The organism is Flavobacterium sp., assembly GCF_044357305.1.
GTDB lineage: Bacteria > Bacteroidota > Bacteroidia > Flavobacteriales > Flavobacteriaceae > Flavobacterium.
This window is the reverse complement of sequence record NZ_JBIKPS010000016.1, coordinates 1-22862: the sequence shown is the minus strand read 5'-3', so window position 1 is coordinate 22862 and position 22862 is coordinate 1. Positions and strand designations below refer to the sequence as shown.

The window sequence follows — 22862 nt, the reverse complement described above, 5'->3', positions numbered from 1 at the left end:
TGTTATTTTTTGGAGAATAAATTTTGAACCACCCAAGCAGGACCAATCATTAAAAATTGTACATCTTTTAAAAATGATGGTTTTTTTCCTTCAATAGAATGTCCGTAAAATTGTCCAAGCCAAGCTACTGCAAAAACGGCAATTGAGAATATACTTAAAGTTACATACTGACCAATATAGTAGTTTGTAATCAAACAGAATAATGCGAAAACAGCAATCTTTACAGCCATTACAATAGATAAACGAATGTAAAAAATAATAACAAAAACTAAAACAACTACCGCCCAATTTTCAATAATTGGTTGGTGTAACGTTAAGTTATTTGCCAAAAATTCACTTGGGATGCTCATCAATAATCCTACTATAGAAAAGAAAATGGCAGGAACACAGATGTAATGAATTTTTTTATTTGTTTTATTTTGATGACTTACTGCATATTCTTCAAACCATTGATTTAATGATTTCATAAATTAATTTTTAGACAAGTAAGTAAGGATTTTATCCATATCAGCGTCTTGCAAACGTGCTTCAATTTGCATTCGCTTCAAGATGGGTTGCCAATCTTGAAGAGAATAACTTTTAGGGTCATACAGTTGGTGGCATTTAGCACAATTATTTTCATATATTTCTTTACCCGCATTTTGCTTGGCAATTAAAATATCCAGTTCCGATTTTGCAACTCTAGTCTTAGATGGACCACATGAGTTAAGTATTAGAGCAATTAAAGTTAGAGAGAGTATTCTTATTTTCATAATTATTGGTTTTAAAAAAGTAAATATAAAAAAATCCCGATAGAATTAACTATCAGGATTAATTTTTACTTAGTTCCTCGTATTTATAACCTCGTACTTTTATTTAACGTCCATTAATTCTACATCAAAAATCAATGTAGCATTTGGAGGAATTACGCCACCCGCACCGCTTTCTCCATATCCTAAATAAGCAGGAATTACAAAACGTGCTTTATCTCCAACTTGTAACAAAGCAATACCTTCATCCCAACCTTCAATCACTTGACCTTGACCAAGACGGAATTCAATTGGTTTTTTTCTTGGGTAAGAAGAATCAAAAACTTTTCCACTTTCTAGAGAACCTTCATAATGAACCGAAACTGTTTTACCATTTTCTGCTTGTTTCCCAGAGCCTTTTTGAATCATTTTATAACGCAAACCACTTTCGGTTTTATCAAAACCAGCAGCTAAACGCTCCATAGTTTCTTCAGCAAGTTTTTTAGCGGCTTCGATTTTTTTTTGACGGGAACCTTCAAAAGTTCTAAAAGCCTCAATAGCATTCCATTTTTCAGCCTCTGCTCCTACCCTAAGGATTTCAATGTTTTCAATACTATCGCCTTGAGCAATTGCGTCTACAACATCTTGTCCTTCAATAACATTTCCAAAAACGGTATGTTTATTATCTAACCAATTAGTTGGAACGTGTGTAATAAAAAACTGAGATCCATTACTTGCCGGACCCGAATTAGCCATAGATAAAACTCCTGGTTTATCGTGTTTTAAAGTTGGATGAAATTCATCTTCAAAACTATACCCTGGACCACCAGTTCCAATTCCTTGAGGGCAACCTCCTTGAACCATAAAATCTGGAATTACTCTATGAAATTTTAATCCATCATAATAAGGTTTTCCCATTGGCTTTGCTGAATTTTCAAGTTGCCCTTCGGCTAATCCTACAAAATTACCAACAGTTCCTGGGGTTAAATCGTGTGTAAGTTTTACTATAATTGCACCTTTAGTGGTGTTGAATTTAGCATATATTCCGTTTTCCATGTCTTAATTTTTTAAATAATAATGCAAATTTAATATATTATTGGATATAAACTGTAAAATTGTACCTTTGAATAAACCAAAAATTACTATGACGAATTCTATTTACGATAAATCGGATACCGAAAAAATAATAGCTAGAATCCAATCGCTAACTTCAGAAACTCCAGCCGTTTGGGGTAAAATGACTGTAGATCAAATGCTACAACATTGTAATGCTGCTATTGAAGTGGCTTTTGGAGAGAAAGAAATAACGGTAAATTGGATGATGCGACTTCTTGGAAAATTAGTCAAGAAAAAAATATTCAATAGTGATTTTCAACACAATAGTCCAACTGCTCCCGAATTTATTTTTGATGACAGCTATGATTTTGAAACTTCTAAAACTACTTTGATTCAAAAATACAGCCGATTTTCTAATGAAGGAAAAAGTGCTATTACCGTTATGAAACATCCTTTTTGGGGAAACATGACCTATGAAGATTGGGATAAATTAATGTGGAAACACCTAGACCATCATTTAAGACAATTTGGTGTTTAATATAACAAAATGAAAGAAGAAACAAACTACATCAACATTAATAAACAAACCTGGAACAATAAAACGGATGTTCATATTGATTCCGAATTTTATGATATGAAAGGTTTTTTGGATGGAAAATCTACTTTAAATTCTATTGAGTTGGAACTTTTGGAAGATATTTCTGGTAAAAATATTTTGCATTTGCAATGCCATTTTGGTCAAGACACCATGACTTTTTCAAGAATGGGTGCCAAAGCAACAGGTATTGATTTATCAGACAAAGCAATTGAAAGAGCACGAGAATTTGCAACAAAATTAAACTTAGATACTACTTTTGTATGTTGTGATATTTATGACACTCCAAAATATATTGACGAGAAATTTGACATTGTTTTCACCAGTTATGGAACTATTGGTTGGTTTCCCGATTTGGATAAATGGGCTAAGGTGGTTTCCCATTTTTTAAAACCTGACGGCAAATTTATTATGGCCGATTTTCATCCTGTTGTTTGGATGTACGACAATGATTTTAAGGAAGTTTTTTATAATTATTTCAATGTTGAACCAATAATAGAAGAAGAAACTGGGACTTATGCTGAAAAAGATGCTGAACTTTCTGCAAAAACTATTGGTTGGAATCATCCAATTTCAGAAATTTTAAACAGCTTAATTAACAATGGTTTGGAGATCAATTGTTTTAACGAATACGATTATTCTCCTTATAATTGTTTTAATGAAACAGAAGAATTCGAACCAAATAAATTCCGAATTAAGCAATTTGGAAATAAAATCCCGATGGTCTATTCTATAAAAGGAACTAAAAAATAAATCCAAAAGTATTTTTCTCTCTTAGCCCCGATAGAAATGGAAATCCTTTTCTTTTTTTTCTTTAAAAAAAGAAAAGATTGGAATGAATAGCGGGAATAGCTCCTAAAAAAAATAAAAAATTATCTTTGCCAAATGCGAATAGACATCATAACCATATTACCCGAATTATTACACAGTCCTTTTGAAGCTTCTATAATGAAACGCGCCATTGACAAAGGATTGGTGGAAGTTAATTTTCATAATTTACGAGATTATACTACAAATAAGCAGAAATCGGTGGATGATTATCCGTTTGGAGGTGGTGCCGGAATGGTCATGACGATACAGCCAATAGATGCTTGTATCACCCATTTGAAAAGCGAAAGAGAATACGACGAAATTATTTATATGTCGCCAGATGGGGAAACTTTGAATCAAAAATTGGCCAATACCGCTTCGATGTATGAAAATATCATTATCCTTTGCGGACATTATAAAGGTGTCGATCAACGAGTTCGAGATCATTTTATTACCAAAGAAATTTCTATTGGAGATTATGTTTTAAGTGGTGGTGAAATTGGTGCTATTGTGTTTTGCGATGCCATAATTCGATTAATTCCTGGGGTTTTAAGCGATGAAACTTCGGCATTGACCGATAGTTTTCAAGATGGATTACTTTCGGGACCTATATATACAAGACCTGCAGACTATAAAGGATGGAAAGTACCCGAGGTTTTAACTAGTGGTCACTTTGCTAAAATTGATCAATGGCGGGATGATATGGCGTATGAACATACTAAAAATAGAAGACCGGATTTATTAGAATAAAATTCCAATAAATAAATTCCAAATTCCAAAGTACTCTACCTAATTTTGAAAAGTTTTGGGATTTGGGATTTGAAAATTGATTTTTTTAATTATATTTGCACCCACATTTGACTAACCTCTGGCGAAAACCGTGAATGTTGCTCAGATTTCAAACCATAATTAGCATTAAAAATGGCAAATTTAGTAGATTTCGTTAATAACGAATTATCAACAAAAAAAGATTTCCCTGCGTTTGGAGCTGGTGATACTATCACAGTTTTCTACGAAATTAAAGAGGGTGAAAAAACAAGAACTCAGTTTTTTAAAGGAGTTGTTATTCAAAGAAAAGGATCAGGAATGACTGAAACTTTTACAATTCGTAAAATGTCTGGTGCAGTTGGAGTAGAGCGTATCTTTCCAGTTAACATGCCAGCTTTACAAAAAGTGGAAGTAAACCAAAGAGGTAAAGTTCGTAGAGCTCGTATCTACTACTTTAGAGAACTTACTGGTAAAAAAGCAAAAATTAAAGAAAGAAGAAGATAATTCTAAATTTTCTAATTATAAAACAAGTCTCAATTTTTTTGAGACTTTTTTTATGCGTAAAAAACCCAGCTCCTAATTGTCAAATTCATAATTAAGACGCTTTAAAATATTAAATTCATAATTCAATCGATTTCGTATTACACCTATAATGAAATTAGCATCTTATCCTTATATTTGCAAACTGAAATATTTAGAATAAACAAACAATAAACCTTATACAATGGCAAAAATTAAAGTAGCTAATCCAGTTGTGGAATTGGATGGCGATGAAATGACTCGAATTATTTGGAGCTTTATCAAAGAACAATTAATTCTTCCGTATCTTGATTTAGATATTAAATACTACGATTTAGGAATTGAAAGCCGCGAAGCTACTAAAGACCAAATCACGATTGACTCTGCAGAGGCAATAAAAAAATACAATGTTGGAATTAAATGCGCAACCATCACTCCTGATGAAGAGCGTGTTAAAGAATTCAACTTATCTAAAATGTGGAAATCTCCAAACGGAACTATCCGTAATATTGTAGGCGGAACTGTTTTTAGAGAACCAATTATCATGAGCAACGTGCCTCGTTACGTGCAAGGCTGGACAAAACCAATTGTTATTGGTCGTCATGCTTTTGGAGACCAATACAAAGCAACCGATACGGTTATTAAAGGGAAAGGTAAACTAACTATGAGTTTTGTTTCGGAAACGGGTGAAACGCAATCTTGGGAAGTTTTTGATTTTCAAGGAGATGGCGTTGCTATGGCAATGTACAATACCGACGAAAGCATCTACGGATTTGCACATTCTTCTTTTCAAATGGCATTGACTAAAAAATGGCCATTATACCTTTCTACCAAAAATACCATCTTAAAAGCTTACGACGGACGTTTCAAAGATATATTTGAAGAAGTGTACCAATCCACTTACAGAGCAGATTTTGAAGCAAACGGAATGATTTATGAGCACAGACTTATAGATGATATGGTGGCTTCTTGCATGAAATGGAATGGTGGATTTGTATGGGCTTGTAAAAACTACGATGGCGATGTGCAGTCGGATACGGTAGCACAAGGATTTGGTTCTTTAGGATTGATGACTTCTGTTTTGGTCACTCCTGATGGAAAAACTGTTGAAGCTGAAGCTGCGCACGGAACAGTAACTCGTCACTACAGACAACACCAACAAGGTAAAGCAACTTCTACTAACCCAATTGCATCTATTTTTGCTTGGACTAGAGGTTTGGAGCACCGTGGTAAATTAGACGGAAATCAAGAATTAATTGATTTTTGTTTGAAACTGGAGCAAGTTTGTGTGGAAACTGTGGAAAGTGGTAAAATGACTAAAGACTTAGCAATGTTAGTAAAACCAGAAGGTCTAACTTCTGCAGATTACTTAACTACCGAAGGTTTCTTAGCAGCAATAAAAGAAAATTTAGACGTGAAATTAGTTTAATTTTTTAAATATCCTTTTTAAAAGACGGCTTTTAGTCGTCTTTTTTTTGTTTTGTCAAAAATTTTACACTACACCTTATTTTATACTAAAATTATAGTATTTTTAAAAAAAATTAAACCCAAATTTAAAATGAAAAAAATTCAAAAACTAATCCTACTTTTATTAGTAGTAATTTCAACAAGTGCATTTGCACAAAAGAAGAAAGTTGCAGTAGTTACTTTCTATGCCAACAAAATGATTTCGTTTACTGAACTTGGTGGCGGATACGATTTTATTATGAAAGACGTATTGAACTTAAGAGATGATCCAAACTTTAATTTAAGTCCGCTTTTAGAAAAATACCATTCCAATTTCTTTAATGAATATAGCAAAGAATTCCCTTTCGAATTAGCTTCAGAAAAAGAAACGTTATCCAATCCTAATTATCTTTCCTTTACTCCAAAATACGAATTAAGTAAGTATAATGCTCAAAACTATTTGGTTTACCAAAACTACAAATATGTTTATGAAGGTATGATGGGAAAATACAATGAAGAAGGTTTAGCTAAAGCTTTAGCAGACAAAGTAGATGGTGTACTTTTTGTATATATTGACTTTGGTTTAGTACCAGGTTTCGGAATTGGGAAAACAATGACCATAAAAATGAGAGCTACTACAAGAATAGCTTTGTACAACAAAACAGGTGAAAAAGTTTTTGCTTTTTCAGAAGGAGAAAATTCTAAAAAAACAAGCGTAATGGTAGGTGGTGTACCAGTTATCAGTCCAGAAAAATTACTTCCTATGTGCGATAGTGCACTGGAGGAATTAATGGGAGATTTACAAAAAAGAATTGCAAAAATCATTAAAAAAACAGACGCAAAACTTTAGTACCTGAAGATTATAAAAGACTAAAAAGGCTATCTCAAAATACAAATGAGATAGCTTTTTTTATTGACTATCCAAAAAGATTGGATTGCACTATTATTAGTTCGTATATTTGCAGGCATGGTTTTTGCAATAAGACTAAGCATACTTGGGGTCGACTGGTTTTGACAGCGAGTGGAATTGAACAGTAAGCACGTCGAGCATTGAATTTTGGCTCGTAAATATCAATTTTCAAAACACACAAACGGCGAAGGAAACTACGCTCTTGCTGCATAATCTGAATTATAGTAAGATTAGCCACGCTCCTACTAGGTAGGAAAGCAGGATTCACCTCGAAAGCTTTGGTTTATGGCGGTCGATATAGGTGAATCGTAAATATGAACCTAAGAACAGTAAAGCTTCGGAGCTGTTACGAAAAATTAAGAAGATAAGTATTTTGTGGCTGTTTTTGGCCTAGCAAAATAACGAAAACTCAATCAGAAAATAAGCGTGTAGAAAGCTCTTTGATTGCTTGTTTGGACCCGAGTTCGATTCTCGGCGACTCCACAATTAACTTTTCAAAGTAAACTAAAAGCCCATAAATCTTAGGATTTATGGGCTTTTTCATTTTAACTACTTTTCAAATTATTCATTAAATCTCATTACAAAGGTGCCATAATCGGTTACCTCAAAAAAAAGAAAAATAGGGTAACCGAATTTCTCGCAAAGCCAATGACAGCAAGCAGTTCAAAAGATGAACATCTTGACAAATAAAGATTAAATAAGTAATTTGTATAACAATAAAGGTACCACAAAATGAAACACAAAATATCCATCCTTTTCTACGTGAAAAGTTCTAAAGCTTCAAAAAACGGCTTACTACCCATTTATCAAAGAATAACCATCAATGGAATCCGAATTGAATTAAGCACCTCCAGATATGTTGAAAAATCAAAATGGAACACTGCTGCGGGCAAAATAAAAGGAAATTCAGAAGAAGCCCGATTAATAAACAGTCATCTGGATATACTTAAAAACAAAGTATACGAAACGGAAAAATGGATGATCAATAATGACCAGGAAATAAATGCGCTTAACTTCAAAAACAAACTATTAGGCATTGAAGAAAAACAAAGAATGCTTCTAATTATTTTTGAGGACCATAACCGGCGAATGAAAGAGTTAATAGGAAAAGAATTCTCAATCAACACCCACAAGAAATACGAAACAGCGATAAACCACACTAGAGAGTTTCTTAAAAGCCAATACAATAGCAACGACATTGCAATAAGAAAAGTTGACATTGCGTTTATCAACGACTTTGATTTTTTCCTTAGAAATAGTAAAAACTGCAATAACAATTCCACAATCAAATACATCCGAAACTTTGGCAAAATTATAAAACAATGCTATGTCAATGGTTGGATAGAAAAAGACCCTTTTTTGAGTTACAAAGGAAAAGTGAGAGAAATTGAAAGAGTCTATTTAAGTCAAGAAGAAATCGAAACAATAATAAACAAAGAACTTAAAATTAAACGCCTAGAACTGGTGAGAGATATGTTTGCTTTTAGTTGTTTCACAGGATTAGCTTATATTGATGTTTTCAACTTATCCAAGGCGAATATTGTTATTGGAATAGACGGTGAAAAATGGATTTCAACCCACCGCCAGAAAACCGAATCCGCTTCCAAAATTCCAATCCTACCGGTAACACAAATGATAATCGATAAATACGAAAACCATCCCCAGTGCTGCAAGGAAGACAAACTACTCCCTATTCTTTCCAATCAAAAAATGAACGCCTACTTAAAAGAACTAGCCGACATCTGCAACATTGATAAAGAACTAACCTTTCACATTGCCAGACATACCTTTGCAACCACAGTAACGCTTACCAATGGGGTTCCAATAGAAAGTGTGAGCAAAATGCTAGGCCACAAAAACCTTCGCACTACCCAGCACTATGCTAAAGTTCTGGATAGAAAAGTAAGTGAGGATATGAAAATACTCAAACAAAAATTTATTTTAAACAATGCTAAAGTTGGAACTTAATCCAATTGAACTTTGAAAAAAGTAATTTGAATACTAGTACCTTCATCCAAATTACTAAAGATTTTAAATTCCGATTTTAAAGGTAAAAGTCTGTCTTTAATATTTTTCAAACCAATTCCGGATGCTTTAGAAGCAACATCAAAGCCAATTCCATCATCTTTTAGGGTCAATTTCAAACTATTTAACTCCTCACCAACAGTTAGAGTAACGATACATTGTTTAGCTTTTGCATGTTTTGTAACATTCAAAAGACATTCCTGTACAATTCTAAAAATGGTTATTTTTACTATACTATCAATTACATCCCAATCTATTTCACTATCAATTTCAAAGGAAAAAATCGTTGTTCCAATTTCATTTTGTAATTGGATTAAATTGGACAATAAACTAACATAATCAAATTGATTATCAATTACATCAGATTGTAAATCATGCGAAATAGTTCTAATTTCCTGTTCAATTTCTTGAAGTAAATCAACATAAATCAAACGTTTTTCCTTTATTTCTTTAACATCGCTATCATTCAAAATCCCTAACTGCATTCGAGCGCCATAAAGCTTATTCATAACACTATCGTGCAATTCTTTAGATATACGATTTTGTTCCTGTTCCTTGGCATCTACAAGTTTTATTTGATATTCTTTCAATAATTCAAAAATCTCCTCTTCTGCTTTTTGCTGTGCTTTTCTAAATTCAATTTCTCTTTTTTGACTTTTAATATGTCGGTAAACAATTACTGTTATTAAAATAAAAATCAAAAGCAAGGACCCAATAATTATGTAAGTATTTTTAGCACTCAAGACCTTATTCTCATCTTCTACCACAGAAGTTTCATATTCTATTCGAGCATATTTATTTCTATTGATTCTTTGGGCTTTGGCCAAACTATCACTAATGACTATGTATCTTTTGTCATATATAGCAGCATTTTGCTTATCAATTTGAGAAAGTAACTTCAAAGATTTTTGAGTTTCTTCACCCGTTTTAAGTTTTTCAGCTAATTGAAGAGATTGTTTTAAATAACTTATTGCACGAGCACTATCTTTTACTTTGACATAATATTCTCCAAGATTTAATAATTTATGTGCAACATTATTATAAATACCTTTTGATTTGGAGATCGTCAAAGATTCATTTAGTAATTTTTCGACACCTTCCAGATTTCCACTTTTCATTTTGGAATAACCCAAATTTCCTATGATAGTAACGTAACCTTGTATCCATTTTTCTTTTAAACCAGGTATCAATACACTTTTCAATTCTTGAATTGATTTTTGATATTGATGTGTTTTTTCATAAATGTTTGAAATATTTATTGCAGATTCTATCTTGTGAAGGTATTTTTTTTCAAGATTAGAATTTGAACCATATATGTTATTCAATACATCCTTTGCTAGCAATTGATATTTTAGAGCTTCTTTATATTCTTCTAGTTTTTCAAAATTAGTTCCCATCAAAGTATAAGCGGCAAATAGCATTTCAGCATCTTTACTATTTTTCAAGTAAAGTAATGAGTTTGAAACTTGAATCTCACTCTCTGTATAATTACCTTCAAAAAACAAAATATAGGCCTTTTTAAATAACATTTTCCCAACATAATTTCTGTTATTTAAAATTCGATATAGTTTTTCTGATTTTTGATAATAATAGTAAGCACTATCTTTTTGGGAAATTTGGAACGTATCTCCAATATACGAGTAAGCTTTGGCTATTGAAAAAGTATCTTTAGCAGTTGAAGAGAGGCAAAGTATTTTTTTACAAACCCCAAATGATTTTTTATTATTATTTTGATAATAATATTCAGCTGATAATTCAAATAAAAAAGATCTTAGAATGGAGTCATTAGAAATTCTATTAGTAATTCCTTCCAAGGAATCTAAATATTTTATTTTTAATTCTGTTTTACTTTTCTTATAGACTTCGCTTTGAAACAAGTTGGAATTTAAACTACTAACATTATCTTGCTTACAGGATATAATTAGCAATAAACTAAAACAAATCAATAATACACGATATTTTTTCAAAGTTTTTTTTTCAAAAATAATCAAAAAAAATGACCATGTATAAATGGTCATTCAATTATTATTTAGGGTTTGGTATTAATGGTTCTCCATCTTTGGCAGTGGTACTGGTATCGGTTTTTGTTTTGGGTGTGGTTGATACTTCATCTGCGGTGCAAGAATTTAAGGACACACATACTAAGGTAAATAAAAATAGTTTTACTAAAAAATTGGTTTTCATAAAAAATCAGTTTAAAAATTAGAAATAGTTTCTCAGTCGTGTCTTCTGGACACAACAATTCATTTGATTTTTCTGAAAAGAAGGGAAGTCTTTTACAGTAGTGTTTTAATGCCTTTTCCCTGCATTAAAACACCCATTAAAGCTTTAATATTCCGTATTTGGAATAGTCAAATTTATAAAGACTAAGCCATTAATAACCATGATTTTAATCGTGTTTAGTAACTCACCTACCTGTAAGAGTAACACGTAGTATTTTAAGAATAACTCAACAATTTTTAAGAAATACGAAGAATGATAGTATCAATATTGGCTTTATACGTTCTTGAAAAAGGAAGTATTATTTCATTGTTTTGTAAATAGCAACTGTTCTTACCTAAATTAATCCTACTCACATATTGAATATTAATCACATAACCGTGATGAATTCTAAAAAAGTAAAACGGTAGTAATTTTTCAAAATACTTAAGGGTTTTATAGGCTGAGATTACTTTACCGGATTTCAAATAAAAATCAGTCGTGTTATTATCTGCTTTCAAATAAACAATCTCACTCGTACGAATAAAATTATAATCACCATTGGATTTAATTGAAATAGTATCGGCATATAAAGCTTTATGCGTCTTTTGGTAACGCATTAAGCATTTTCGCAATTCATTTGGATCAATAGGGGTTAATAAGTAACCCGAAACGCCTCTTTGATAAGCTTCATAAGCCCCTTCTTTAACATCACTTAATACTATAATAGTAGGCAACTCGTCCAAAAACTCATGCAACTCACTCAATATAGAAAAGCAAATAGAATCCGTTTCATTACGTGCACTAGTAATGGATAAGAATACAACATTGGGTTTTAATTCAAGAATTCTATTAATAGCATCTGTTCTTGTTGTGCAAATGGCAACACACAAAAAATCATCAAATTCTTTAAGGTGTTCCAAAGTAGATTCTAAACAATCCGAAGCGTCTATAAGTATATACGAAAACTGCATTTTTTTTTTGCAATTTAATAGAGGCCCAAAATTCAATTTTACGGTAAAACCGTAATTTTTAATATTTTTTAATTAGATTTGATTCACTTTAACAAGAAAAAGACTACTATGAATAAATCCAATAATTCAAAAAGAACTATTTTGATAGTAGACGACCACCCTATTAATGTAGATGGTTATCAAGCACTTTTAGCTAATATAGAATCCAATAAAGACGCAGAATACCTTATAGCCTTTGATTGTAAGCAAGCATACAATACCATCAATAACAATTCTCTTAAAGAGAAAACCATTGATTTTGCTTTTATAGATATAAGCCTTCCAGCTTATGAAGAAAAGAAAATGTTTTCGGGTAGTGATATTGCATTGCTAATTAGAAAAGTTTTCCCGCAATGCAAAATAGTAATCATTTCCATGCACAACGAACCTCTATGGGTAAACCAAATATATAAAGGAGTTAACCCAGAAGGTTTCATAGCCAAAAGCGATTTAAACTACAAATGCTTTCCAGAAATGTTTCAAAGCATTGAAAAAAATGAAGTATATTTTAGTCAATCAATTAAATTATCGCAAAAAATCATGATTCAAAAGAACATCAATTGGGACGACAATGATAGTAAAATACTACAACTGATAGCTCAAGGAGAAAAAACAATAAATCTCCCCAATTTTATTCCACTATCGTTAAGTACTATTGAAAAAAGAAAAGCAAACATTAAAAAACAACTAATACTGGATAATGGCTCCGACAAAGATCTAATTGATGTTGCAAAAAATTTAGGATTTATATAATACTTCCAAATCATCTGTTTAAATAGCCTCCAAAAAAATATTTTTGGGGGCTTTTTATTTTTGTATTTCAAATCACATCTTAATATTTCTATTAAGATGTATCTCTTTTCATTTATCACTTTTCGAAATACCTCAGATAATTCTACATAAATAGTATTTCTCCAAAAATATTATAATAAAAAAACACCGTAAAAAAAGGACCAAAAAACCGTAAATCAGAACTTTACTACCTATCTATTTTAGCATATTATTAAACTATATTTTATTTTAAACAATTTTCAATAATGGTAGTATTTAATATTTACTTAAACCTCAATCTATAATTTATATTATGAAATTTTCAATCTCTCAATTGCTTTTAACTACCATCATTTTGATTGGCTTTAACAATTTTATGTTTTCTCAACAAAAAAATTTGACTTATAAAGATTGTTTATGGATCAAAGGAATCGAAAGTAATAGTGGTACTATGGATAGCTTAAAGCTTAAAAGTGAAGACATATTAAAAAAACAGTTGAATTTTAATCCTATTGTTGATTTCTCAAAAGATAAAATTCTTAAGAAATATAAAAATATAGTAACAAAAAAATCTACCCTGTTTGTTGTTTTTAAAAGCAATGAAGAAGCAGAGAATATTCTGTTAACCATTCAAAGAGGAAGTTTTAAGGCTACATTAAGTAATAAAAAAATTATTTGCGATAAAGATGTTTCCTTAAATAAAGGAAATCCCCAAACAGGAACATTAGTTAGCTATCTGTTTAACAAAAATTCATTATTAGGGAAAAAAAATGGAAGTTTAGAATTTGATGATTTGTTACTAAACGATAAGGAATTTAAGAATCAATTAGTAGAACTCATAAATATTCCTAGATTCCTAAATGAAAACGAAAAAAATATAATTGAAAGTTATTTGGCTATAAAATTCGGAATTTCTCTAAATGAAGATAAAAGTTATTATAATGCAAAGGGTGATAAAATTTGGGATGTTAAAGAAAATAAAGGTTTTAATAAACATGTTACAGGGATAGGCAAAGAAGATTTTTTAGGTTTAAATCAAATGCAGTCCTGTAATTCTCTTGCTGATGGATTAACTATAGGTATAGATAAAATAGAATTATCAAATGCTAGAAATAAAGCAATAGTATCAGATAAAACTTTTATTGTTTGGGGAGACAACGGAAAGAATACTTTGTTAGTTAAACAGGAAAATAGTGAAGAAAAAAGAATTAAGCGAATTTGGAAATTAAATACTAAGTCGAGTGGTGACTTAAGTTATAAAACCCAAATTAAGATCAATAAAAAATTAATGATGTTAGAAAATGACTCAAGCAATCCCGATAGAGATTTTATGTGGATAGCAATGGACTCAACACAGTCAAAGGAATTTAACTATGCAAACGCAAAATATATAAAAGCAACCCAAAATGATGGAAATGAAGTTGTTTTTGATAAAGTAAATTTTAGCACTAATACTAGTTATTTATTTACAATTGTGAAAGCACCAGAATATCTAATTAATTTAATTTTCAATTCCTCCAAATTAGACAACAAAAACCAATCAGCTAGTGGTTATAAACTTTTTCCAAATCCAGTTGTAACTAATGAAAATTTTTCTATTCAATTTAATTTAAAAGAAGCTTCAAATGTTACTATTCAAATCACCGATGTCAATGGTAAAATAGTTAAAAGTAAAGATTTAGGATTGATAGACTCTCATTTATATAATGAAAGTTTAGCTGTTTCAGGAACTTATTTAGTTCTTGTCTCTATAAACGGGATAATAGAGGCCAATAAATTGATAGTAAAGTAATCGTAAAAAACATAATTTTTCAAAACATGGAAAACAGAAAAACAATTTTTGGAGTAAATAGAAAAGTAGTGTTATTTTTTCACAGACTTATGTTGATTGCAATGTTACACGCCACAGTCGTAGCTCCTTCGCAAACATTGATTAATGACTGCTATTTTCCAAGCAAGATAAAGTCTTATTATGCAGGTAGTTATAGTTCTACTATAAGTAACAACGGAACTAATACAAATGTTTCATCTTTTAATCCTTTATTGTTAGCAAAAAAATATAAAAATTCACCTTTATTAACTTCTAATATTGCTAGCGTCGATAATAATTCTTCTAATATTTTATTTATAAATGCAGATATTAAAGAGGGCATTATTGGAGTCAGTAAAGAAAATCCTCTTGATGATGCAACGGATAATTTATTTAAGTTTTCAATTAATCAACTTCCTAATTCAATCTATAGAGCTTATGTGAGCTATGAATTGAATGGAATCAATGATAATTTGGGTGTTGCTAAAAGCATTAACGACCAACAAGCAACAGGCGGTTATTTAGTAAAACAACAACAAGGCTGGACTAATCAAAAAGAGGAAATTAATATCCAATGGCTACATGAAGGTGAGAATAAAATATTATTTTCTATACCAAAAGGTGCCGATTATCAATACAGTGTTAGAAATGTAAAAATTGAATTTGAAAAAGCAACTACTAATTCTGTGTTACCACAATTAGTAGTTAACAATTCTGAAATTAATTTTTCAAAAGACAATCAAGTTTATATCAAAGGTTTTATAAAAAACTTCAAAAACGACGTAAAAGTAATTGCTGAAAATAATTTATTAACAGTGACAGATGGCTCTTTTGAAGGATTTGTAAAACTAACAGACGAAATTAAAAACAGACATTTTATTGTAGTAAAAGCACAAGACTCTGATGGCTTTTTAGGACAAGAAATTATTGCATTAAACACTCTTTTAGAAGCTGATAAATTGTATGCAATTGAAACAATTTCAGACAAAGCATCTTCATTTTTCAAAGCAAATGTAGCAGGTAAATTGAGTGCTGGAAATGCAGCAATAGTTCTTGGGAAAGAAGCATTAGTTACAGATAAAGAATTAACTATACAAAAACTTAGAATTATTGATATCCCTCCAATGAGTTCGGGAATGATTAATGTAACCAAAGGTAGCGCTGCATACCGGTTTCTTCCTGATGGCACAAAGTTTAACAACCCAGTTAAAATTGAATTGGGATATGATGAAAAATTACTTCCAAATGGATATTCTGCAAACGATATTAAAACATTTTATTTCAATACTACTTCTAAAAGTTGGGTAGCTGTAAAAAGAGATAGTCTTAATGAAAAAGATAAGCGGGTTACTTCCTCAACTAATCACTTTACAGATTATATTAATGGTATTATTCAAACTCCTGAAAGTCCACAAACAGCTGGTTTTACACCTACCATGATGAATGACATCAAGGCAGCTGATCCATCTGCAGAAATGACATTAATTAGCCCACCAGAAGTTTCTCAAAAAGGGGATGCTAATGTGAGTTATCCTATTAAAATTCCAGCAGGAAGAAAAGGGATGCAACCGCAAATTGCCATTCAGTATAGTAATGAAGGCGGTAATGGCTGGCTTGGACAAGGCTGGAATATCACTACACCTTCTATAAGTATAGATACCCGTTGGGGAACTCCCTTGTTTGACCCAGATCACGAAACAGAAATTTACACCATGAATGGGGAACAATTGATGTATCCAAAATTGAATATTGGAAATAATAATAAAGTAGATTGGATGCCTAATAGACATTATGATGCTTCAGGTACTTCAACCATATATAATACAGATCCAAGAAATAGAATAGATCAGGCCGAAGCACTATTTACACCAAGAAAACAAGGGAGTTTCGCTAAAATGGAACGATTAGGAACCTCACCAGGTACCTATCATTGGAAAGTAACCAATACGGACGGTACTATCAATTGGTATGGAGGTAAAAGTGCTGTAGAACCAAATGCTGTATTAAAAAACAGCAATGGGGATATAGTACATTGGGGTCTTTACATGACGGAAGATGTTTTCGGAAATAATGTGATTTATAAGTATAAAAATATTGAATTAACAGATAGTAGTGTTGCTGGAACCAATCTTGACCACGGTAAAGTTTTTCATATTGACACTATACATTATACCGGTTTTAATAATGAGCAGGGAGATTATTGGGTGCAATTTGTTGATGAAGTTGGAATAAACAGACAAGATATTACTATTAATGGTCGCTTAGGGATTAAACAAATAGAGCCCTATCGATTGAATACTATCAAAGTAGGTTTAGGGTCTAAAGAAATTAGAGAATACAGACTAAAGTATGAATATGGAAAGTTTGGTAAGTCAAGATTATTAGAAGTTGCAGAGTATAGTGGTACTAATAGTTTTACAAATAATGTACCTGGTCAAGAATTTTATAAACATACCTTTGAGTATTATGATGAATTAACAGAACGTAAAGATGAATTGTTTGATGCTCCTGTTTCAATAGCTGTTCCTGATTTTACCTCTGATTTTACTTTAAACTACGGGAATATATTAAATGCATCTCGATTAAATTCGAGTGAATCCAATGAATCTAGCTGGGAAGTCAAACCTTTTTTTGGTTTTGAACTTTTGTATCCAAGTAGAAATAATTATAGAAACATTGTATTTGGTGCTCCTTTTGGAACTTCATATCCAAAAAATAAAGGAAAAATTACCATGGCAGATATGGATGGTAATGGACTTGATGATATTTTATATAAAGACACTAATCATAATTTATTTTATTTTCCTCACTATATTAATTTAAATGATGGAACGCAGTATTTTGACAGTAGTTACAAGCAAATTATTAATATAAGCAATTTTAGTAGAACCAAAGGAAAAACAAAAACCACATTTGGATCTTGGGATTTAACTTGTTTTGGTTTTGGTTTGTCACATAAACGATTTAAAACTAGAGAAAATACAGATATTTATATTACGGATGGTAATGGAGATGGGCTACCCGATGTTGTGGATAATCAAACAGTTTATTTTAACACTGGATTAGATACTTCCTCAGATTCAAACACTTTTGTTACCGGTAGTGAATTAACACCCAATATGGTAATTACTGCTAATCCGAATACATTAGATGTAAACAATATTCCCGACCCAGACCCAACAACACCTGAAGTAGATACCAATTATGATGTAGTTAGAGTATGGCAGGCACCCTACACTGGATCTATTACCATTTCAGACTCCATACAATACAGTCCTGAGGATGAAAACAGTAGCATAGTATATTCAATTGAATCTAAAACGGCTAGAAAAGAGGCTTTACCAATTCGTTTGTATTTGAAAGAATTTAATATTAATACTACTTCAGACGAAGTTTTATTGACAAATTATGTTCCCAATGTTCCATTGGGGGTCAATCAAATAGATGAAATTAATGTAGTTCAAGGGCAAAAAATTTATTTTAGATTGCATAAAAATAAAATAGGGAGAAATGATATACTTACTACAAATCCAATAATAAAATATACCACAGTTGAAACATCAAATGGTCTGTCTGAATCGGATATTTTAAATATTGATTTCAATGGAAATAACAGAGCAGTTTATAATTATGGGAACGATTTAGTATTAAGCAGTGCAAGTGAAATTAATATACCGGCTGCGGGTAATGTAGTAATTAATTGGAATCCTATAACGATAGTACATCCTACGGATAATGTTAATTTTAAAATTATCAAAGAAATTCAAACTACAACTGGAGTTACTAGTAATCCAGTTTATAATATAAATTGTCCAATGGGACAAACAACTACTATAAGCAGTGCTTATTTAATTCCAAATTATGGTGCAATTGGCGACCCAAATACTGGTGAAAATATAGTTTTTAAGTTTGAAGTTACTTCTGATTCTAATGTTAAATGGACGAATATTAATTGGAAGCCTTATGTAACTTTCACTCCAGATGTTGTGTCTGAAGAACAAGAGTTTACCAAATACATTTCTCCAAAATATTCTATTTTTCAAGAGGTTGGTATTTCTGATTACGTATTGCAAAATGATGCAAGTGACAATACTTGGCAACTGCCGTCTGGGTTTCATAATTATAAAGTTTTACCAAATACCACATTGAATGCTGGAGCTCCTCAACTATTAAGTGATGATTATGGTGAATTTTTATTTGTGGTAAAAAAAAATGGATTAGTTGTTGGAAAAAGAAAAATAAAAGTGATTGCAGGAGTGATTTCCTTTGATGGGGATAGCACTCCAATACCCTTTTATTCGGGAATTGTTTCTACAATAAATCCACCAAAAATTTCATGCGAATTTTATGTAAATTGTGAATCCAATAGAAAAAATTTAGAAGTATTCAATAGATATACTGCTGCGGTAAGTTATTTATCCAATAATCTAAATTTTAGAAAAGGAAATGTACTTATTGGGTATGATGACGAATTTAATTCTTTTCCGACTTCAAATTATGCTCATTTTCATCGTTTTGGTGTTCAAGCTTTTCATAACAATAACCAACATTTGGGAAGTATGAATAGATCTTGGGGTCAATTTCTTTACAATGATACATTAGACACTAGCAATATGCCATCAGATAATTATAGTAAATTAATTAATACTACTATAATTGATAATCCTTCAGGATCAAATATGAATTCACTTGCAAACGTATTTGGTGTAGATGTTAGTGGTTGTAATAATAGTTCATGGACAAGTGAACAAATTAATGATTGCTATCAAAATACAATTAATGCCGCTTTGCATATTCCGGCGCCATCTGTACCTATAAATAACTCAAATTTGAGTACGATTATTAATGAAATAATGGAGACTGATAATTTCAATCTTAGTGCGTTACAATCTTCACTAGTTTTTTTGAGCATGTCGGCTTATAGAACTTATGATAGTCAAGACGCAGAAATAAATAAATGGATAGGAATTTTTGATAGTCAGTATTCTAGTGCTGTTGCAATGAAAGATGGCGAAATGGAAGATACTCAATTGGGCAGTTTATTTAATGATCCAACAGATATTGATAGTCCGTTGCTTATACCTAATCAAGATACTGGAATGTTTGCAATAGATAAAGTACAACAAAGTGTTTCCATTAGTGAACAAGGAGGATATGGTAATTATCAATATTCAGAAAGTAAATCAAGATATAGCAATACCGATGCTGATTTTGTTGATATAAATGGTGATAGATATCCTGAAATTCTTTTGTCTAACGATATTCAAACTACAACAATGACAGGAGGACATCGAACTCCATCGGGAGATTATGGATTAAATCCTTTAAATGGCAATGACAGTAATAATAGTGCTATATCCCGTAGAGGTTCTATGCCAATTGCTGGAAGGGAAAAATTAAAACAAAAACAAGCAGACAATGGCAAACCCGATTTTGCTTTAGGTCTAGGACTGAATCTTAATTTGGATGGTAGGAATAAAGAAAAAGAGTCCATTGCAGATTTAAATGGGGATGGTTTACCAGATAGGATAGTTAAAGATGACAATGGGCAATTTTTATATAAATTAAATTTAGGCAATTCTTTTTCCAATAATAATTTTGAATCCTTTAATCAATATGAATCCTCCGAATCTAAACCCAATGCCTTAGGAGTAAATGCAAGTGTTTCCATGGCAAGTAGTATTTCCAATTTGCCGTTTAGTATCTCGCTTGGCTATTCTAATTCTGGGGGAAACACTAACGTTTCTTTTCAAGACATGAATGGCGATGGATTAGTAGATTTATTGAAATTCAATAACAATAATGCTACAGTTCAATATAATTTAGGGAATCGTTTTTCAGATACTGCAATTCCGCTTTCTTTTGATTTATTAAAAAATAATTCGAATAATTCGGTTTCGGTTTCCGGTGGTGTTACACCTTATGTACATAATTTTCCAGTTATCACAATTTTTGGAATTCCAATATTATGGGGTAAATTTGGAGTTACTATTGATGGTAGTGCTAATCTAACCGTTTCTGAAACTAACAGAGAGTTTAAAGATTTTAATGGTGATGGTTATCCCGATTATATTGAAAAAGAAGGAACAGGAATTAAAGTGTTTTATTCTGTAATAAATAGAACCGACATGCTCAAAACGGTTCATAACCCTCTAGGAGGTAGTTTTACTATTAATTATAAGTCGCAACCAGTGAATTTCAATAATCCGCATGCCAAATGGGCTATGAGTAGTTTGGTTATTAAGGATGGTTATGATAAACAAAATGACGGTAAAGATTTGTATAGAAAAGATTTTGTTTATGAAAATGGTAAATACGACCGTAGAGAACGAGATTTTTATGGATTTGAAACCGTTAAAACTATTGACTATTATTATTCGGATGATGCTATTGGAAATGCATATCGAACTTCAGTATCTAAGTACCACAACAACAGTTATTTCCTTAATGGGCTATTAAAAGAATCTTTTGTTTTAAAAGGGAATGATGAAAATCAAAAATTCTCTAGAACCCTCAATACGTATCAAGTTAGACAACTTTCAAGTTCTGACAATAATAGTATGACAAACACGGTACTTCCAGATACTTTTGATGTTGGTGGTACCGAAGGTAGAAAAAGTGCAGCTGTGGTATTAACCGAGACTACTAATGAATTATATGAACTTTCTTCAAGCCCACAATTGGTAACTAACGTTAAATTGGAATATGATGATAAAGGCAGGGTTATTGAATATATGGATAATGGCAATCTTAGTTCTACTGCAGATGATTATTTTTCAACAATTGCTTACCATTCTTTGAATAATAATATTCTTAATGTACCTAAAGAGATTATAGTGAATAATGGATCGCAAGATGTAAGACACAGGACTACCGAAGCAAATCCAGATACTGGTGCTATAACCTCAATAAAGGCTTATTTAAATACAAATGACTTTTCGGAAACCAACATGGAGTACGATCAATATGGAAATTTAATTCATATTGAATATCCTGAAAATGAAAATTCCCAAAGAATGTTCTATAATTATACCTATGAGGACCCTTTTAATTTGCATAAATATGTAATTGGAATTGAAGATGCCTTTGCCTATTCTTCTACTGCAGAATATGACCCTTATTTTGATAAAATACTTTCTACTACCGATAGGGCAGGAAATCAAATGAAATACCAATATGATCAATTTGGTAGAAGCACTAAAATTATAGCCCCTAAAGAAATTTACTCTGGAGCTGATTACACTATAAAATTTGATTATTACCCATTTTATGCTAATTTACCCGCTAATAGTGGGGTAACTTACAATCCGAATGACCTAATAAACACAACTTTTGTTCCAGTAGCTCGAACGCAACATTATGATTGGCAAAGACCAGACAACCCTATAGAAACCTATACTTTTATAGATGGTTTGGCCCGACCTATACAAGTTAAGAAAGATATACAGTATAATAATGGGGAAACTAGCCACCCAGAATATGTTGAAGATTTATCTTTTAGTGGTATGACGAGTTACGATGATTTTGGTCGAGCTATACAACAATTCCATCCTAATTTTGAACCAAAAACCAATACAACTTGTTTCTTGTTTCATAGTTATATGACCAGCCTTAATAGTATTACGCAATACGATGAGTTAGATCGTCCGATAAAAACTATTGACCCTGCAGGTAAAATTAGCACTATGGATTATTCTATTGCTGCCTCAAATAATGGTGCTTTAGCAATAAAAACCGTATCTAAAGTAGATCAGGGCACACAAAACATCATTACCGAAACCTACAAAGACGTAAGAGGTAAAGTAATTGCCACCAAAAATGTAGGTGGTACATCAGGTGCTATTTGGACACAATTTAATTATAATGCAATTGGCGAATTATTGAATTATAAAGATGACGAGGGTTATGTTACTAAATACACCTATGACAACCTGGGTAGAAAGTTATCTGTAAACCATCCTGATAATGGATTAACTACCTTTAAATACGATCCTGCAAGTAATTTAACCCACTTGCAAACTGCAAATTTAGCCATTAGTGGCGGTGTTATTACCTATAAATACTATTTCAATAGATTGGAGCACTTAATTTATCCAGAAATAAATGGTGCACCAAATATTGCAGATGTAGATTATGTATATGGCAATTATGGTAACCAAACAGGAAGATTGATATGGCAAAAAGACGCCACAGGAACCCAAGATTTTGACTA

16 protein-coding genes and 1 other RNA gene are annotated in these 22862 nt (G+C 31.5%); 11 read left to right on the top strand and 6 right to left on the bottom strand.

The genetic code is table 11. The annotated features are described in order from the left end of the window. Positions 1-2 precede the first annotated feature (2 nt). From ACIQ2J_RS10390 to ACIQ2J_RS10380, 3 genes are all read right to left on the bottom strand, one after another. Positions 3-467 (bottom strand): DUF962 domain-containing protein, encoded by a 465-nt coding sequence (locus tag ACIQ2J_RS10390; protein WP_396169416.1) that lies wholly within the window; start codon positions 465-467, stop codon positions 3-5. A gap of 3 nt (positions 468-470) precedes the next feature. Further along, positions 471-752 (bottom strand): cytochrome c, encoded by a 282-nt coding sequence (locus ACIQ2J_RS10385; protein ID WP_396169414.1) that lies wholly within the window; start codon positions 750-752, stop codon positions 471-473. A gap of 99 nt (positions 753-851) precedes the next feature. Then, positions 852-1784 (bottom strand): peptidylprolyl isomerase, encoded by a 933-nt coding sequence (locus tag ACIQ2J_RS10380; protein WP_396169412.1) that lies wholly within the window; start codon positions 1782-1784, stop codon positions 852-854. Positions 1785-1872: 88 nt separating this feature from the next. Here ACIQ2J_RS10380 and ACIQ2J_RS10375 point away from each other — a divergent pair, with 88 nt between their 5' ends. The 8 genes from ACIQ2J_RS10375 (at position 1873) to ACIQ2J_RS10340 (ending at position 8800) form a co-directional block, all read left to right on the top strand. Next, the gene (locus ACIQ2J_RS10375) at positions 1873-2322 is read left to right on the top strand and encodes a DUF1569 domain-containing protein (RefSeq protein WP_396169410.1); all 450 of its coding nucleotides are present in this window, start codon (positions 1873-1875) and stop codon (positions 2320-2322) included. A gap of 9 nt (positions 2323-2331) precedes the next feature. Beyond that, a complete protein-coding gene (locus ACIQ2J_RS10370; protein WP_396169408.1) occupies positions 2332-3132 on the top strand; it encodes a class I SAM-dependent methyltransferase in 801 nt (266 codons plus the stop codon). A gap of 132 nt (positions 3133-3264) precedes the next feature. Then, entirely contained in the window at positions 3265-3939 is a 675-nt protein-coding gene (trmD, locus tag ACIQ2J_RS10365) for a tRNA (guanosine(37)-N1)-methyltransferase TrmD (RefSeq protein WP_396169406.1), read from the top strand. A 171-nt stretch (positions 3940-4110) separates the two neighbouring features. After that, positions 4111-4461: a 50S ribosomal protein L19 gene (gene rplS / locus ACIQ2J_RS10360; protein ID WP_396169404.1), complete on the top strand. Its 351-nt coding sequence runs from the start codon at positions 4111-4113 to the stop codon at positions 4459-4461. A 220-nt stretch (positions 4462-4681) separates the two neighbouring features. Further along, on the top strand, positions 4682-5905 hold the full coding sequence (locus ACIQ2J_RS10355) for an NADP-dependent isocitrate dehydrogenase (RefSeq protein WP_396169402.1): 1224 nt from the start codon (positions 4682-4684) through the stop codon (positions 5903-5905). Between the two features lie 129 nt (positions 5906-6034). Beyond that, on the top strand, positions 6035-6772 hold the full coding sequence (locus ACIQ2J_RS10350; RefSeq protein WP_396169400.1) for a hypothetical protein: 738 nt from the start codon (positions 6035-6037) through the stop codon (positions 6770-6772). Between the two features lie 147 nt (positions 6773-6919). Further along, positions 6920-7318: a transfer-messenger RNA gene (gene ssrA / locus ACIQ2J_RS10345) on the top strand. 246 nt (positions 7319-7564) lie between these two features. Continuing rightward, positions 7565-8800 (top strand): site-specific integrase, encoded by a 1236-nt coding sequence (locus ACIQ2J_RS10340; protein ID WP_396169398.1) that lies wholly within the window; start codon positions 7565-7567, stop codon positions 8798-8800. Here ACIQ2J_RS10340 and ACIQ2J_RS10335 read toward each other — a convergent pair. From ACIQ2J_RS10335 to ACIQ2J_RS10325, 3 genes are all read right to left on the bottom strand, one after another. Further along, the gene (locus ACIQ2J_RS10335) at positions 8797-10824 is read right to left on the bottom strand and encodes a sensor histidine kinase (RefSeq protein WP_396169396.1); all 2028 of its coding nucleotides are present in this window, start codon (positions 10822-10824) and stop codon (positions 8797-8799) included. The two genes, ACIQ2J_RS10340 and ACIQ2J_RS10335, sit on opposite strands and share 4 nt — an antisense overlap. A gap of 58 nt (positions 10825-10882) precedes the next feature. Continuing rightward, a complete protein-coding gene (locus tag ACIQ2J_RS10330; RefSeq protein WP_396169394.1) occupies positions 10883-11041 on the bottom strand; it encodes a hypothetical protein in 159 nt (52 codons plus the stop codon). A gap of 275 nt (positions 11042-11316) precedes the next feature. Beyond that, positions 11317-12030 carry a LytR/AlgR family response regulator transcription factor gene (locus tag ACIQ2J_RS10325; RefSeq protein WP_396169392.1) on the bottom strand — a complete coding sequence of 238 codons (714 nt, stop codon included), beginning with the start codon at positions 12028-12030 and terminating at the stop codon, positions 11317-11319. Between the two features lie 108 nt (positions 12031-12138). On the opposite strand from ACIQ2J_RS10325, the gene ACIQ2J_RS10320 reads away from it, so the two are divergent. The 3 genes from ACIQ2J_RS10320 to ACIQ2J_RS10310 form a co-directional block, all read left to right on the top strand. After that, on the top strand, positions 12139-12822 hold the full coding sequence (locus tag ACIQ2J_RS10320; RefSeq protein ID WP_396169390.1) for a response regulator: 684 nt from the start codon (positions 12139-12141) through the stop codon (positions 12820-12822). Positions 12823-13153: 331 nt separating this feature from the next. Next, positions 13154-14632: a T9SS type A sorting domain-containing protein gene (locus ACIQ2J_RS10315; protein ID WP_396169388.1), complete on the top strand. Its 1479-nt coding sequence runs from the start codon at positions 13154-13156 to the stop codon at positions 14630-14632. Positions 14633-14658: 26 nt separating this feature from the next. After that, on the top strand, positions 14659-22862 hold an 8204-nt coding region (locus tag ACIQ2J_RS10310), incomplete at its 3' end, for a SpvB/TcaC N-terminal domain-containing protein (RefSeq protein WP_396169386.1).

Bases quoted from the DNA above. Each gene is read 5' to 3' on its own strand.
- ACIQ2J_RS10325 (WP_396169392.1), bottom strand. From the start codon at position 12,030: ATGCAGTTTTCGTATATACTTATAGACGCTTCGGATTGTTTAGAATCT.
- ACIQ2J_RS10390 (WP_396169416.1), bottom strand. From the start codon at position 467: ATGAAATCATTAAATCAATGGTTTGAAGAATATGCAGTAAGTCATCAA.
- ACIQ2J_RS10355 (WP_396169402.1), top strand. From the start codon at position 4,682: ATGGCAAAAATTAAAGTAGCTAATCCAGTTGTGGAATTGGATGGCGAT.
- ACIQ2J_RS10375 (WP_396169410.1), top strand. From the start codon at position 1,873: ATGACGAATTCTATTTACGATAAATCGGATACCGAAAAAATAATAGCT.
- ACIQ2J_RS10320 (WP_396169390.1), top strand. From the start codon at position 12,139: ATGAATAAATCCAATAATTCAAAAAGAACTATTTTGATAGTAGACGAC.
- rplS (WP_396169404.1), top strand. From the start codon at position 4,111: ATGGCAAATTTAGTAGATTTCGTTAATAACGAATTATCAACAAAAAAA.
- trmD (WP_396169406.1), top strand. From the start codon at position 3,265: ATGCGAATAGACATCATAACCATATTACCCGAATTATTACACAGTCCT.
- ACIQ2J_RS10370 (WP_396169408.1), top strand. From the start codon at position 2,332: ATGAAAGAAGAAACAAACTACATCAACATTAATAAACAAACCTGGAAC.
- ACIQ2J_RS10385 (WP_396169414.1), bottom strand. From the start codon at position 752: ATGAAAATAAGAATACTCTCTCTAACTTTAATTGCTCTAATACTTAAC.
- ACIQ2J_RS10330 (WP_396169394.1), bottom strand. From the start codon at position 11,041: ATGAAAACCAATTTTTTAGTAAAACTATTTTTATTTACCTTAGTATGT.
- ACIQ2J_RS10380 (WP_396169412.1), bottom strand. From the start codon at position 1,784: ATGGAAAACGGAATATATGCTAAATTCAACACCACTAAAGGTGCAATT.
- ACIQ2J_RS10350 (WP_396169400.1), top strand. From the start codon at position 6,035: ATGAAAAAAATTCAAAAACTAATCCTACTTTTATTAGTAGTAATTTCA.
- ACIQ2J_RS10340 (WP_396169398.1), top strand. From the start codon at position 7,565: ATGAAACACAAAATATCCATCCTTTTCTACGTGAAAAGTTCTAAAGCT.
- ACIQ2J_RS10315 (WP_396169388.1), top strand. From the start codon at position 13,154: ATGAAATTTTCAATCTCTCAATTGCTTTTAACTACCATCATTTTGATT.